At 68.3% G+C, this 14355-nt stretch carries 15 protein-coding genes and 1 tRNA gene; 7 read left to right on the top strand and 9 right to left on the bottom strand.

What is annotated here, in order from left to right; translation table 11 throughout:
* The first annotated feature begins 77 nt into the window (after window positions 1-77).
* The gene (locus HOW07_RS08210; protein WP_175116620.1) at window positions 78-1100 is read left to right on the top strand and encodes a LacI family DNA-binding transcriptional regulator; all 1023 of its coding nucleotides are present in this window, start codon (window positions 78-80) and stop codon (window positions 1098-1100) included.
* Window positions 1101-1178: 78 nt separating this feature from the next.
* Here the strand turns inward: HOW07_RS08210 and HOW07_RS08205 are convergent, their stop codons facing one another.
* The 9 genes from HOW07_RS08205 to HOW07_RS08165 all read right to left on the bottom strand — a co-directional run bounded on the left by HOW07_RS08205 (window position 1179) and on the right by HOW07_RS08165 (window position 6940).
* Entirely contained in the window at window positions 1179-1460 is a 282-nt protein-coding gene (locus HOW07_RS08205) for a hypothetical protein (RefSeq protein ID WP_175116619.1), read from the bottom strand.
* 86 nt (window positions 1461-1546) lie between these two features.
* The gene (gene rarD, locus HOW07_RS08200) at window positions 1547-2449 is read right to left on the bottom strand and encodes an EamA family transporter RarD (protein WP_175116618.1); all 903 of its coding nucleotides are present in this window, start codon (window positions 2447-2449) and stop codon (window positions 1547-1549) included.
* Between the two features lie 30 nt (window positions 2450-2479).
* The gene (locus tag HOW07_RS08195; protein ID WP_175116617.1) at window positions 2480-2992 is read right to left on the bottom strand and encodes a hypothetical protein; all 513 of its coding nucleotides are present in this window, start codon (window positions 2990-2992) and stop codon (window positions 2480-2482) included.
* Window positions 2993-3204: 212 nt separating this feature from the next.
* Complete coding sequence (locus HOW07_RS08190; RefSeq protein WP_175116616.1) at window positions 3205-3978, bottom strand: ABC transporter permease; 774 nt, start codon at window positions 3976-3978, stop codon at window positions 3205-3207.
* Complete coding sequence (locus HOW07_RS08185; RefSeq protein ID WP_175116615.1) at window positions 3975-4934, bottom strand: ABC transporter ATP-binding protein; 960 nt, start codon at window positions 4932-4934, stop codon at window positions 3975-3977. Before HOW07_RS08185 ends, HOW07_RS08190 begins: the two co-directional genes overlap by 4 nt.
* Window positions 4931-5155 carry a helix-turn-helix transcriptional regulator gene (locus HOW07_RS08180; RefSeq protein ID WP_175116614.1) on the bottom strand — a complete coding sequence of 75 codons (225 nt, stop codon included), beginning with the start codon at window positions 5153-5155 and terminating at the stop codon, window positions 4931-4933. Before HOW07_RS08180 ends, HOW07_RS08185 begins: the two co-directional genes overlap by 4 nt.
* A complete protein-coding gene (locus tag HOW07_RS08175; protein WP_175116613.1) occupies window positions 5152-5574 on the bottom strand; it encodes a hypothetical protein in 423 nt (140 codons plus the stop codon). Before HOW07_RS08175 ends, HOW07_RS08180 begins: the two co-directional genes overlap by 4 nt.
* A complete protein-coding gene (locus HOW07_RS08170; RefSeq protein ID WP_175116612.1) occupies window positions 5571-6647 on the bottom strand; it encodes an ABC transporter permease in 1077 nt (358 codons plus the stop codon). The genes HOW07_RS08175 and HOW07_RS08170 overlap by 4 nt, the downstream gene beginning before the upstream one ends.
* Before the next feature lie 206 nt (window positions 6648-6853).
* Window positions 6854-6940, bottom strand: a tRNA-Leu gene (locus HOW07_RS08165).
* A 238-nt stretch (window positions 6941-7178) separates the two neighbouring features.
* Between HOW07_RS08165 and HOW07_RS08160 the strand changes: the two genes are divergently transcribed.
* Genes HOW07_RS08160 through HOW07_RS08135 form a run of 6 tightly spaced genes read left to right on the top strand, consistent with a single transcriptional unit; the run spans window position 7179 to window position 14305 of the window.
* Window positions 7179-7925, top strand: a complete 747-nt coding sequence (locus HOW07_RS08160) for a DUF3662 and FHA domain-containing protein (protein WP_064294018.1) — start codon at window positions 7179-7181, stop codon at window positions 7923-7925.
* A complete protein-coding gene (locus HOW07_RS08155) occupies window positions 7922-8458 on the top strand; it encodes an FHA domain-containing protein (protein WP_064294019.1) in 537 nt (178 codons plus the stop codon). The genes HOW07_RS08160 and HOW07_RS08155 overlap by 4 nt, the downstream gene beginning before the upstream one ends.
* A gap of 4 nt (window positions 8459-8462) precedes the next feature.
* Window positions 8463-9707 carry a Stp1/IreP family PP2C-type Ser/Thr phosphatase gene (locus HOW07_RS08150; RefSeq protein ID WP_064294020.1) on the top strand — a complete coding sequence of 415 codons (1245 nt, stop codon included), beginning with the start codon at window positions 8463-8465 and terminating at the stop codon, window positions 9705-9707.
* Window positions 9697-11094, top strand: a complete 1398-nt coding sequence (locus tag HOW07_RS08145) for an FtsW/RodA/SpoVE family cell cycle protein (protein WP_064294021.1) — start codon at window positions 9697-9699, stop codon at window positions 11092-11094. Before HOW07_RS08150 ends, HOW07_RS08145 begins: the two co-directional genes overlap by 11 nt.
* Window positions 11091-12566 carry a penicillin-binding protein 2 gene (locus HOW07_RS08140; RefSeq protein WP_079000372.1) on the top strand — a complete coding sequence of 492 codons (1476 nt, stop codon included), beginning with the start codon at window positions 11091-11093 and terminating at the stop codon, window positions 12564-12566. The genes HOW07_RS08145 and HOW07_RS08140 overlap by 4 nt, the downstream gene beginning before the upstream one ends.
* Window positions 12563-14305, top strand: coding sequence for a protein kinase (locus HOW07_RS08135; RefSeq protein WP_175116611.1), 1743 nt, complete (start codon window positions 12563-12565; stop codon window positions 14303-14305). Before HOW07_RS08140 ends, HOW07_RS08135 begins: the two co-directional genes overlap by 4 nt.
* Window positions 14306-14355: the final 50 nt, after the last annotated feature.

Below are 14355 nucleotides of genomic sequence, written 5' to 3'. Positions count from 1 at the left end.
CAGAGTAGGCGTGCGTTTCGGAATCTGTCAACACGGAGCCCGCCGAAGGCCGCCCGGACCGGCGCTAGGGTGGAGCCGTGACCCCTCCGCCGACCCGACGCAAACGAGCGACGGTGCACGATGTCGCCGTCGAGGCCGGCGTCTCCCGAGGCACGGTGAGCCGGGTCGTCAACGGCGAGCGCTACGTGTCGGCCGAAGCGCGCGAGGCCATCGAGGCCGCCATCGAGAAGGTCGGCTACGTGCCGAACACGGCCGCCCGGAACCTCGTCATGCAGCGCACCCAGGCCGTCGGATTCGTCGTCCACGAGCCGCACAGCCTGTTCGTCGACGACCCCAACATCGGCAACATCCTGCTCGGGGCGAACGAGGCCCTGTCACAGGCCGACCACCAGCTCGTCTGCCTGGTCGTCGACTCCGAGCGCGACACCGACCGCATCACCCGGTACCTCTCGGGCGGCTTCGTCGACGGGGTGATCATGGTCTCCGCCCGCCAGAACGACCCGATCACGCGCGTCATCGAGCGCCTCGGTCTCCCCGCGACCTTCGTCGGCCACCCGCCCGACCTCCGTGAGCTCCCGTTCGTCGGGATCGACAACCGGTCGGCGTCGGTCGACATCACCGGTGAGCTGATCGGCGCCGGTCGACAGCACATCGGCATGATCGCGGCAGCCCTCGACCGGGACTCCGGCTCCGACCGACTGGCCGGATTCCGCAATGCGCTCGGCGACCGCTTCGACGAACGACTCGTCGTGGAGGTCCCGCTCTACTCGCACCAGGACGGCTTCGCTGGGATGGTGGAGCTGCTCCGCCGGGAGCCGGCCGTCGACGGCGTGTTCGCGGCCTCGGACGCCGTCGCGGCCGGAGCGCTCGAAGCCCTCCGTGCGGCAGGGCGGAATGTTCCGGAGGACGTGTCGGTCGTCGGCTTCGACGATTCGGCGTGGGCGCTCCGTTGCCACCCGCCCCTCACCACGGTCCACCAGCCGGCGGCGGCCGTCGGTCAGCGCGCGGCCGAGGTGCTGCTCGCGCAGCTCCGGGGTGAGACGATCTCGCCCGTCGGCTCGTTCGTCCCCACGTCGATCGTGCGTCGCGGGAGCGTCTGAGCCCGTTCGTTCGCCCATGCTTGGGCGAACCGGCGTTCATTCGCCCAATCATGGGCGAATGAACGCCGGTGGAGCGACTCAGAGCTGCGGCGACGGCCGTCGGATCGCGGCGCGCTTGGCCTCGTCGAAGGTGTCCACATGCAGCCATTCAGGCGGGCTGGGCGCGACGATGAGGACGTCGTAACCGGCGCCCTGTGCCTCGACGTACGCGAGACAACATTCGGGTGAGGAGGGATCGGCGTCGTTCGAGATCCGCCATTGCCGGGCACCGATCGGGACGACGTGGTGCCGTTCGGACGAGTCTCGCGCTGGAGGAAACGGCGACTCGAGCGACACTGCTGGAGCATGCTTCGTAACCATGCCTTCAGGCTAGGCGCGCTCGCGGAACGCGTCCCGAGGCTTGACTTCACAGGTTCGCGGCGACGCGCCGTGCTGAAGGAGGGCGCTCAGCGTGGCCTGCGCACGGTCTCGAGCCCGAGCAGGACGAGGGCGACCACGATCGGGCCGTAGACGAACCCGTCGGCGAGCGTCAGTGATTCGCCGAGGAGGAGGACCGCCACGAAGACCAGCAGCACCGGTTCCAGGTAGCTGAGCAGTCCGAAGACGCCGAACGACAGCAGGCGACTCGCGACGAGGTACAGCACGAGGGCGACGCCGCCGATCACCCCGAGGAGCACGATCCCCCAGCCCAGCTGCGGGTGCGCGGCCAGGATGGCGAGTGAGGACGGTTGCAGCGCCAGCACGATCGCGACGGGGACGAGGACCGCCAGCTCGAAGCAGAACGCACCGATGGAGTCGAGCCCGGCTCGGCGCCGGATCGCGAAGTACACCGGGTAGCCGACCGCGACCGCGATGGTCGCCCAGGACAGCCCACCGGCCACGACGATCGCGGCGGTGACGCCGAGGGCGGCTGCGGCCACAGCCGCGATCCGGAGCGGCGCGAGTCGCTCCCGATGCAGGACGACGCCGACCACGACCATCGCCAGCGGCATCAGGAGGTAGCCGAGTGCGAGTTCGAGCCCGTGCCCCGTCTGCGGTGCCCAACCGAAGAGCCACAGCTGCAGGGACAACAGGAGCCCGTCGAGCACGACCACGAGGACGAGGATCGGACGACGCGCGAGACGGACCGCGATGTCCCGGACCTCCCGCCACCACCCGAACACCGCGATGAGCGTCGCCAGCACCGGCACCGTCGCGATCACGCGCCAGGCGAAGATCTCGTTCGCCCCGAACGGCTCCAGCAGGGGCGGCAGGAAGAACAGCGCCGCGAACAGGAACGAGGCGACGACGGAGACGAGTACCCCGCGGGGCGTCGTCTCGCGATGCTCAGGGGGAAGGACGGCCGTCACGGGTCCTCACCCTATCGTCGCGCGGGCAGCTCAGCTCGTCGCCGACTGGGCGGCCAGGACGAGGGCCTCGGCTTCGCGACGTTCGTCCGCCGTCAGCTCCGAGTAGCCCGATTCCATGAACTGATCGGTCTTCGGCTTCAGCATGGAGTATCGGAACTCGATCGACGGGTGTCCGGTCGTCAGGTCCTCCGCGAACGTGGCGTAGCCGTTGCGGCGGTAGCCCCTGATGCTCGGACCATCCCGCAGGGCGATGCGGAAGCTCTGGGCTGTCCAGCTCAGTCCGATCGAGGTGACGTCGTCGATACGGACGACGCGGGAGCGGAAGGCCGTGTACGCCACCAGATGCTCATCGAGCACGACGATCCGGTGTGTCGTCACGACGAGGGTGTTCCATGCCACGGCTGCGAGGATCACGACGACGATCACCAGAGGCAGCGCAGCCGCTGCGAGTTTGTCCTTCGGCGTCACCAGGAAGATGAAGAGCGGCGCCACGCAGAGCATGGACACCTGCGCCTTCAGGCCGAAAGAGGGCACGTACTTCATGCGTCGCGGGTCGTCATCGGGTGCCTGGCGTCCTTCAATTCCGGGTCGTCGGGAGGAGCAGCCGTCCCGGAACCCGCAGCGCCTCGCGCATCGGGACGGACGTGGCGGAGGACCGCACGCGTTCGAGGCAGCACCGCATCATCTCACCTCACAACCGCGGAGCACCAGATGCCACCGCCGCCCCGCTCACCAGTCGTGGACGGTGCCGTCCGTCAGCCTGCGTCCCATCGGTGGAGCCCGGCGGCCGCGAGACCCGACACGACCGCGCACGCCGCCATCAGACTCCAGACCACCGCGAGCGGCACGGGCTGAGGGCCCTGGGAGATAAGCGCCTCGAGTGCGCCGACGATCCAGGTCGTGGGCAGGAGCCGGAAGAGACCGGCGACCCACTCCGGAAGGACCGCGAGCGGGAAGAGCGCCCCGGATGTGGCGAGAGCGAGCATCGGCAGCAGGTACGCGAGTTGCATGGCGATGTCCGGGTTCGACAACCGCGCCGCGAGGAGGTAGCCGAAGCCGAGCAGCATCGCGCCACCGAGCAGGATCGTGCCGGCGATCGCGATGAGGTCGGAGAGTGGACGGGTCGGCACCGTCCAGGCGGCCAGGGCGATGATCGCCGCAGCCTCGACGACGACCAACCCCACGCGGATCGGCAGATGTCCGAGCAGGTAGGCGTCGCGACGGGCCGGCGAGGTCGACAGCGCCCGCAGCAGGCCGGTGCTGCGATGCCGGACCAGCGGCACCGTGGTGAGCATGAACGCGATCGCCATCGATCCCGTGCTCGAGACGAGCGGGAGGCCACGCTCCAGCACACCGGCAGGCGCGCCGGACGCCGTCGCCACGAGGGCGTCCACACCCCAGAGCAGTGCGATCAAGGCCAGGAAACTCGCCACGAGCGCGATGACCGAGCGCGGGTCCCGGACGAGGTCACGCGCGTGGGCCGCGGCGAAGCTCCGCACCTGCGCCGGGAACGCATGCGTCGTGCTCATGGGCTGTGGGCCGGGTCGCCCGTGGTTGCCGACGTCGGCCGGTTCGCGAGATCGATGAAGAGGTCCTCGAGTGATCCGTGCGCCACTCGGAACCCGCGCGGTCTGAGACCGGTGGAGAAGGTGAGTCGGCGCAGCACGGCGTCGGGGTCGTCGGTCACGATCCCGACCAGGCTGACGTCGCCCTTCGCCGTCACGGTGATCTCGCCGGGGAGGTCGTGGGAACGCAGCTCGTCCGCGGTGGTCGGGCCGGGGACCTCGAAAGTCACCGTGGCCGTGGCGGCGTGTTCCCTGACCAGGGTCTCAGGCTCCCCCGAGGCGGCGATCGAGCCGTTCACGAGGACGGCGATCCGGTCGCAGACCTGGGTGGCCTCGTCCATGTGGTGCGTCGAGAGCAGGATCGTGGTCCCGCGTTCCTGCTGGCGCCGGATGATGTCCCAGAGGTTCCGTCGGGCCTGCGGGTCGAGTCCGGCCGACGGCTCGTCGAGGACGACGATCTCGGGATCGCCGATCAACGCGATGGCGATCAGCAGGCGACGCTCCTGACCGCCCGAGAGGTGCTTCACGCGCACGCGCCGCGCCTCCCGCAGATCGAGCTCGTCCAAGACCTCCTCGGGGCGCCGCGCGTCGCGGTAGAACGACGCGAAGAGGTCGAGCGTCTCCGCGACCGTGAGCGTCGGGAACAGGGTGGCGGCCTGCGGCTGCACCGCCATCCGCTCGGTCACGTACCGGCGGTCGATCGCCGGGTCTCGTCCGAGCACCCGCACGGTTCCGTCGGTGGGACGGCGGAGACCGACGATGGTCTCGAGTGTGGTGGTCTTCCCGGCACCGTTCGGTCCCAGCAGTCCGAACACCTCGCCCGCGCGGACCCGGAGGGAGACGTCGCGCAGGACGCTGCGGCCGCCGTAGCGTTTGCCGAGCCGCTCGACGGTGACGACCACTCGGTCCGGTCCGTTCATCGTCGTCCTCCAGACGGCGGGGCATCGTGTTCACCCGGGAAGAAGATGTCCTCGATCGGGCGGGAGAGCAGTGCGGAGACCCGGAACGCCAACGGCAGGGACGGGTCGTAGCGCCCGGTCTCGAGTGCGTTCACCGTCTGCCTGGAGACGCCGAGTGCTTCAGCGAACTGGACCTGGGTCCACCCGCGTTCAGTGCGCAGGGCGCGAACGTCGTTCTTCATCGGGTGGCCCGGAAGGAGACGACACCGATGGACACGCCCCAGACCGCCATCCCGCCGATGAACACCCACCATTCCGGCTGGGGGACGACGACACCGGCGGTCGACAGGAACACGACCGCGAGACTGATCAGCATCGCCGCACCGAACCCGATGGCGAGACTCAGCACGATCACTCCACGCTGCAGTTCGTCAACGCGACGCACGTGCCGGATGAGTGCGATCGCCATCCACACCACCGGCACGAGCGGGACGAGCGCGACCACGACGGCTGCGGGCGATCCCGGCTCGGTGGGGAACAGTTCCGGTAGGAAGAGGAACGTCACGAGGAACCCGACGGCACCGGCCGCGATCTCCCACATGTATCTGCGGGACGCGCGACGCTCCTGCGGCGTCGATCCCCGTGTCGTGTGCTCGTTCATGCAGCCACCTCTCGTTGTGTGTCGGACGTCGTGGTCGTCCGCCCGTCGCGCTCGGACTGATCCCACTCGAACCACCGCACGGCGAGCACGCCTGCTGCGACGGTGATGAGCGACATGAGCCCCCAGAGCGCGGGGACGGGGAGGAACGGTTCGGCCCCGGTCAGTGAGGCACTCGCGGCGACGGCGAACCAGGTGGTCGGCAGGCAGTCCATGGCGACCTGTACGGCGGCAGGGAGGATGGACTGCGGCAGGAGCCCACCCGACGCGAACACGAGCCCGATCGTCACCATCACCATCGTCTGTTGTATCGCCTCGGCGTTCCGCGATCGGGCGGCGAACACCAACGCCAGAGCGAACAGCATCGCCGCCCCGAGGAGGAACGAGACCCCCAGAGTGAGGAGGTCCACACCGTCGACGTACCTGCGCCAGACGGCGATCCCGGTCGTCAGCACCAGGATGCCCACCGCCACCAGCGCACGCAAGGGGAGCTGCGCGAGGAGGAAGGTCGATCGGCGGAGCGGCGTCACACCGAGCAGCCGGAGCAGCCCGCGCTCCCGCATCGCCACGAGCGGGACGGTCGTCCCGACGAACGCCAGGCTCGCGACCCCGACCAGGACCACGATCCCGAGGTTCTCCTGGAGCGGGTCGATCTTCACGTCGCCCTCGTCATCCGTCACCGTCACGTCGTGCGCAGGGACGCCTGCGTCGCGCAGCCCCCGCCAGATCGGGTCCCACGCAGCCTGGTCGGCAGCGTCGAGCACGACCAGGGCGCTCCCTTCGTGCACGGTCACCCGCGTGTTCCGATCGGGGGCGTCGTCGGTGACCAACCGCACACCGGCCCGCTCCAGAGCCGACGGGACTCCCGGGTCGTCCGTGTCCAGCGCGACGACCGGAGCGGGGCCCAGGACGACGAACGCGAGCCACATGGAGACGTAGATCACGAGGACGATGCCGGTCATGAACCACATCGAGATCCCGGTGAGCGGGTTCCTGAGCACATCGCGAGCGCTCATCGACGCCAGCCGCCGGAACGCGGCGCCACCGCGCCCCTCGCGCTCGGTGAGCGCCGCCATCAGCCGCACACCTCGGGTCCGCGATCCGCGGTGACAAGGAAACCTGACATAGGTCAAGCATGCTTGTCACACGACGACGTGTCAAGTGACCTTGTCAACGCGCGACGAGCGCCCCTGGCTCCACGAACACCGAGAACCGATTCGTCGATCGACGCCGACAACGACGAAGGCCCCCGATTCCTCGGGGGCCTTCGTGTCACATCCACTGGTGCGCGAGGCGGGACTTGAACCCGCACGCCCTTTCGAGCACTGGCACCTGAAGCCAGCGCGTCTGCCAATTCCGCCACTCGCGCGAGACACCAGACGTCACCGCTCTCGCGGCAACTTATCGAGGATAGCACGCGGAGCCCGGGTGGCAGAACACCGGAGATCCGCGCCAGAGCAGGACGAAACGGCCCCGACGGTCCGGTGCCGATGCTGATCTCCTGCTGCCGAGCGGGTGAACACCTGGCGTCGGCGCCCGCGTCGATTGGCCTCGTGTGCAGGCAAACCGTCTAACATTGCCTGGACACCGACACGAATCGAGAGACCGTGGGCATTCTGGACAACTTCGAGAAGGGACTCGAGCGCGCCGTCAACGGCGCCTTCGCGAAGACCTTCAAGTCCGGACTCCAGCCGGTCGAGATCACGAGCGCGCTCCGACGCGAGCTCGACACCAAGGCCGCCGTCGTGTCCCGCGACCGCATCCTCGTGCCGAACAAGTTCACCGTCCGCATGTCGCCCACCGACTTCGAGCGCATGGACGCCATCGGTCCCTCCCTCATCGACGAGCTCGGTTCGCTCGTCCAGAAGCACGCCAAGAGCCAGGGCTACTCCTTCCCCGGGGCCGTGACCATCAAGCTCTCCGGCGACCGCTCCCTCCCCGACGGCCTCGTCCAGATCGACAGCGTCAACCTCAAGGGCTCCGTCACCTGGGCGCCTGTGCTCGACATCGGCGGCAAGCGCTATCCGATCACGCAGGCCCGCACGGTCATCGGCCGCGGTGCCGAGGCCGACATCACGATCCCCGACACCGGCACCTCACGGAAGCACGTCGAGATCCTCTGGGACGGCAACGCCGGTCAGGCGCGCGACCTCGGCTCGACGAACGGTTCGAAGCTCAACGGCCAGCCCTTCCGCCAGGCGGCCCTCTCCCCCGACTCCGTCATCGAGATCGGCCGCACCAGGATCGTGTTCAGGGTGGTCGCCAAGGCCGGCGGATCCGATCGCCAGATGAGCGATGCGACCCGACGTCACGATGTGTCGTCCTTCGGCGACTCCTGGGGGGACGGCGCGTGAGCGAACTGACCCTGCTGGTCCTCCGCATCGGCTTCCTGCTCCTGCTCTGGACGTTCGTCTTCGGCATCGTCTACGCCCTCCGCACCGATCTCTTCGGACCACGTGTCCGGAAGCCGCAGCAGCAGTCGTCGAACGGTGCTCCGGCCACCCCGCCGCAGCCGATGCGCGCCGCGACCGCCCCGGCACCCAGTCGGCCCGCTGCCGGAGGATCGAGCGGCACGCCTCCACGCGCCACGGTCGACAACACCTCGCGCCTCGTCATCGTGTCCGGTCCCAAGCAGGGCACCGAGCTCCCACTCGGCCGCGAGCCGATCACCATCGGCCGCTCAGCGGACTCCGGCCTCATCATCCGCGACGACTACACGTCCACGCATCACGCGCGCCTCATGCTCTGGAACGACGAGTGGATGGTCCAGGACCTCGACTCCACCAACGGCACCTTCCTCGCCGGCAAGCGCGTGAGCGTCCCGACGCAGATCCCACTCGACACCCCCGTCAAGGTCGGCCAGACCAGTTTCGAGTTGCGGCGGTAACCCGGTGACGACCAGCGGCGCCGGCGCAGCGCTCTCCCACGTGGGTAAAGTGCGCTCAAACAACCAGGATTCCGGCTACTCCGGGCACCACCTGTTCGTCGTCGCCGACGGCATGGGTGGCCACGCCGGCGGTGACGTCGCCTCGGCGATGGCACTCAACCGCATCATCGAGGCCGACGAACCGTATCCGTCCTCCGAAGCCGCTGAGGCGACGCTCCAGTCCGCGATCCTCGCGGCGAACTCCATCCTGGGCGACACGGTCTCGAAGCACCGCGAGCTGACGGGCATGGGCACCACGGTCTCCGCGCTCGCGGTCATCGGCAACGAGGTCGCCATCGCCCACATCGGCGACTCCCGCATCTACCTCTTCCGCGAGGGCGAGCTCAGCCAGATCACGGTCGACCACACGTTCGTCCAGCGCCTCGTGGACTCCGGCCGGATCACGGCCGAGGAAGCGATGGTCCATCCCCGCCGATCGGTGCTGATGCGCGTCCTCGGCGACGTCGACGCCTCCCCCGAGATCGACACGATGACGCTCGGGACGCAGCCGGGTGACCGCTGGATCCTCTGCTCGGACGGTCTCTCGGGCGTGGTCGACGAGACGCACATCACCGCGACCCTCACCGAGAAGCTGTCGGCGCAGCGCACTGCCGAGAAGCTCGTCCGGCAGAGCCTGGACCGCGGTGCACCGGACAACGTCACCGTCGTGGTCGTCGACATCGTCGACGAGCCGGTGGGTGACGGCGAGCCCGTCGTCGTCGGTTCGGCCTCGAAGCCCGTGGCCTTCGCGCTCACCCCGTCGGTGAAGAAGCCCTCGCTCATCCCCAACAGCTGGCTGCATCCCGGCCGGGTCACCTCGCTCGGCAACTCGCACTTCGAGCCCGCCTCCGAGGACTACCTCGACGAGCTCATCGAAGAGGACGAGCGTCGTGCGAGACGGCGGCGCATCACCTGGCTCGTCGGCCTCATCGTGGTCATCGTCGCGATCGTCGGCGGGGTCGTGCTCGGGTACGCCTGGACCCAGACCCGCTACTTCGTCGGTGGCGACGACGACACCGTCGTCATCTACCAGGGCATCCAGCAGGACATCGGCCCCATCCAGTTGTCGAGCGTCAAGGAGGACACCGGCATCCCGCTCGGCTCGCTCTCCGATTTCGATCGCCAGGCCGTGGACCAGACCATCAGCGCCTCCTCCTTCACCGAGGCCCTCGACATCGTGAAACGTCTGCGGGTGACCGATGACCAGTGACGTCGCTGCCCCCATCCAAGCCGACACCGGCGTCATCAAGACGATGCGCCGACTCCGGCTGCCGAAGAAGCTCCGCAACCTCGAGCTCGCGCTCCTCATCTTCGCGTTCGCCATCAACGCGGTCGCGGTCATGCTCGTGCAGCTGGGCGCGCTCGGACACCTCGATTTCGCCCTGATCACCTTCGGCTCGGGCCTGTCGCTCCTGGTCCTCGCCTTCCACATCGTGCTGCGCTACACCGCGGCGGAGGCCGACCCCTTCCTGCTGCCGATCGCCACCGTGCTCGGCGGCGTCGGCATCGCCGAGATCTACCGGATCGACATCGCCCTCGGCGACTCCGGTTGGGCGAGCGCCGCGGTCCGACAGATGGTGTGGAGTGCGATCGCGATCGCCGGAGCCATCGCCGTGGTCCTGATCATCCGCAACCACCGCGTCCTCTTCAAGTACACGTACATCGCCGGCCTCTTCGCCTTCGTCCTGCTCCTGCTGCCCCTGCTGCCGGGCATCGGTCGCGAGGTCAACGGCGCCCGCGTCTGGATCGGCATCGGCGACGCGGTCACCTTCCAGCCCGGCGAGATCGCGAAGATCGCTCTCGCGGTCTTCTTCGCCGGCTATCTCGTGCGCACGCGCGACAGCCTCTCGATGGTCGGCAAGAAGTTCCTCGGGATCCAGTTCCCCCGCCTGCGCGACCTGGGCCCGATCCTCGTGGTGTGGGCGATGGCGATGGGCGTGATCGTCTTCCAGCGCGACCTCGGAACCGGTCTGCTCTACTTCGGCATGTTCCTCGTCATGCTGTACGTCGCGACGAGCCGTGCCAGCTGGATCATCATCGGCCTGACGATGTTCTTCGCCGGTGCGTTCATCGCCGGTCAGACCCTGTCCTACGTCGCCGGTCGTTTCCACAACTGGTGGGACGCCTTCAACCCGGAGGTCTTCGACCGCGACGGCGGCAGCTACCAGCTCGTGCAGGGCATCTTCGGCCTCGCCCACGGCGGACTGCTCGGCACCGGGCTCGGCCAGGGCATGCCCGAGATCACCCCAGTCCCGCAGAGCGACTACATCATCGCCAGCCTCGGTGAGGAGCTCGGTCTCGCCGGTCTCTTCGCGATCTTCGCGCTCTACCTGCTGCTCGTCTCGCGGGGCTTCCGGGTCGGCTACGCCGGTACCGACGACTTCGGCAAGCTCCTCTCGGTCGGCCTGGCGTTCACCGTCGCGCTGCAGGTCTTCGTCGTCGTCGGCGGCGTGACCCGCATCATCCCGCTCACGGGGCTCACCACGCCCTTCCTGGCGGCCGGCGGGTCCTCGCTCGTCGCGAACTGGATCATCATCGCCGTCCTGCTCCGCATCTCCGACACGGTCCGAACCCAACCCAAGGCGGTGGTCTCATGAATCGCGAACTCAAGCGGGTGAGCATCGTCGTCCTGGCGATGTTCCTGGCGCTCTTCGGGTCGACCACGATCATCCAGATGTTCCAGGCCGACACCCTCAACGCGGACGGTCGCAACACCCGGACGCTCTACGACAGCTACCGGACGGAGCGGGGTCCCATCCTGCTCACGGACGGGACCGCCATCGCCTCGTCCGTCGCGAGTGACGACGAGTACAAGTACCAGCGCGTCTACGCGAACGGCCCGCTGTACGCGCCCGTCACCGGTTACTTCTCGCCCACCCAGGGCTCGTCCGGTCTCGAACTCGCGACCAACGACCTCCTCAGCGGTACCTCGAACTCGCAGTTCCTCGACTCCATCAACCGGCTCATCTCCGGTCAGGCACCGAAGGGTGCCGCGGTCGAGGTCACCCTGGACCCCATCGTGCAGCAGGCCGCCTTCGACGCACTCGGTGACCAGGAGGGCGCGATCGTCGCCATCGAGCCGAAGACGGGCAAGATCCTCGCCTCGGTGTCGAGCCCCGGCTACGACCCGAACGTCCTGGCCAGTCACGACAACGCGGCGGTGCTCGACGCCTACCGGACCCTCGACGACGACGACCGCCAGCCACTCCTCAACAAGGGCGTCGACGGCGACCTCGATCCGCCCGGTTCCACGTTCAAGCTCGTCACCGCGGCCGCCGCGTTCGCGTCGGGTGACTACACGCCGGAGTCGGAGTTCCCGAACCCCTCCACCTACACGCTGCCCGGGACGAGCACCGTCATCCGCAACTCCGAGGGTGGAAGCTGCGGCGGCGGCGCGACGGTGTCCATCGCGACGGCCGTCGAGCTCAGCTGCAACATCCCGCTCGCGGAGCTCGGCGTCGAACTCGGCTACGAGAAGATCCGCGACATGGCGCAGAGCTTCGGCTTCAACATGGACGTCAACATCACCGGAACGGGACTCAACCCCATGCCGATGCAGCCGAGCACCTTCCCGAACGCGCTGAGCGACGACCAGACCGCCATGGCCGCCTTCGGGCAGTACACCGTGCGGGCCTCGGCACTCCAGATGGCCATGGTCTCGGCCGGTATCGCGAACGGTGGCATCGTCTGCAACCCGCAGCTGGTGAACCGCGTCGTGAACCCCGATCTGAGCGTGCTCAAGGAGTTCGAACCGGCGCAGTTGTCGCAGCCGATCTCGAGCTCGGTGGCCAAGGAGATCACGGACATCATGGTCCAGGGCGTCCAGAGCGGTGCTGCGACTAATGCAAGAATAGATGGGGTCGATGTGGCTGGAAAGACAGGCACGGCACAGAACGGATCCGACGATCCGTACACGCTGTGGTTCACCGGTTTCGCGCCTGCGGACGACCCGAAGGTCGCCGTGGCGGTCGTTGTTGAAGATGGCGGTGGACTCGGACAGGACGGTTACGGCAACCTCGTGGCCGCGCCGATCGCGAAGAAAGTACTAGAGGCGGTGCTGAACAAATGAGACCGACAGCCGGGCTGACCTTCGGAGGTCGCTACGAACTGCAATCTCGCATTGCGATCGGTGGCATGGGCGAGGTGTGGCAGGCCACTGACCTGGTCATCGGCCGGACCATCGCCATCAAGATCCTCAAGGACGAGTACATGGGGGACCCCGGGTTCCTCGAGCGGTTCCGTGCCGAGGCACGGCACGCCGCACTCGTGAACCACGAGGGCATCGCCAACGTCTTCGACTACGGCGAGGAGGACGGCAGCGCGTTCCTCGTCATGGAACTCGTGCCCGGTGAGGCCCTGTCCACCGTGCTCGAGCGCGAGCGCGTCCTGCCCACCGACAAGGTGCTCGACATCGTCGCGCAGACCTCGTCGGCACTCCAGGCCGCGCACGCCGCAGGCCTCGTCCACCGTGACATCAAGCCGGGCAACCTGCTCATCACGCCGGACGGCCGCGTCAAGATCACCGACTTCGGCATCGCCCGCATCGCCGACCAGGTGCCGCTCACGGCCACCGGTCAGGTCATGGGCACGGTGCAGTACCTCTCGCCCGAGCAGGCGAGCGGGCACCCCGCCTCACCGTCGACGGACATCTACTCGCTCGGCATCGTCGCGTACGAGTGCCTCGCCGGACGCCGTCCGTTCACGGGCGAGTCGCAGGTCGCCATCGCGATGGCGCAGATCAACGAGCAGCCGCCGGAGCTCCCCGTCACGATCGCCGAGCCGGTCCGCCGGTTCGTCATGTCGATGATCGCGAAGAACCCGGTCGACCGTCCGGCATCGTCCGCCCACGTCGCGCGCGCCGCCCAGGCGCTCCGTCGGGGCGACCTCAATGCCGCGGCCGCAGCCGTGCCGATGATCCTCGGTGGGGCCGGCGACGCCGCGACCACCGTGATGGACCAGACCCGCCGGATGCCCGCAGCCGACGACGCGACCACGCAGTTGCTGTCCGCCGCCGAAGCGGACCAGCTCGAGGACGACGTCGAGGGCGAGGGCGAGAAGAAGCAGCGCAGCAAGTGGACCTGGCCGCTCATCGGTCTCGTCGCCCTGCTCGTCATCGTGCTGGTCGGTTCGCTGATCGCCGTGTTCGCGAACCAGGGGAACGACGCGGGAGGTACGACTCCGTCGGCCACGACGTCCACGACGCCGAAGCCGACGAAGACCCCGACGCCCACACCGACGCCCACGCCCACGGTGTTCCCGATCAACCTGAGCGACCTCCAGGGCCGGTCCTTCGACGAACTCAACACGATCTTCAGCGCGCCGCCGTACAACTTCAGCGTGTCGAAGAACGTCGGCGACCCGGCCACGACGCCGGAACAGGTCAACACCGTCTACGACGTGAACCCCACGGGCAACGTCAAGACCGGTTCGGCCATCACGTTGACCGTCTACGACGAGATCGCGGTCATCAACCCGCCGACCGAGGCACCGAAGCTCGACCAGTCGGCACTCGACGACGGATCGCTCGTCATCCCGAAGGACGCGACCTCGACCTCGATCAAGGTCGACTGGCTCGCGGTGCAGAACGCCTGCCCGACCGGGGCCGACTTCCTCGGGTACACCGTCGCTGTCTCCGGCGGCTACTTCCAGAACAACTCCTCGGGCCAGTTCGATGCGAACACCACGACGGGTACCATCACAGTCGACGCGGTGGGCACGCTCTCGGTCTCGTACGCGGTCCGCTGCAGCACCGGTACCTCCTCCGGATCGCCGTCCTCGGAGTCGGTCAACGTCATCAAGGAGCAGTAGGCCGATGCCGCGACGAGTGCTCTCAGGGTCATCCCTGAGAGCACTCGGAA

Source organism: Plantibacter sp. MCCC 1A11337 (assembly GCF_013349365.1).
GTDB classification, from domain to species: Bacteria; Actinomycetota; Actinomycetes; order Actinomycetales; family Microbacteriaceae; genus Plantibacter; species Plantibacter flavus_A.
Note: the sequence above shows the minus strand (reverse complement) of the source record. Positions and strands in the feature narration are given on the sequence as shown.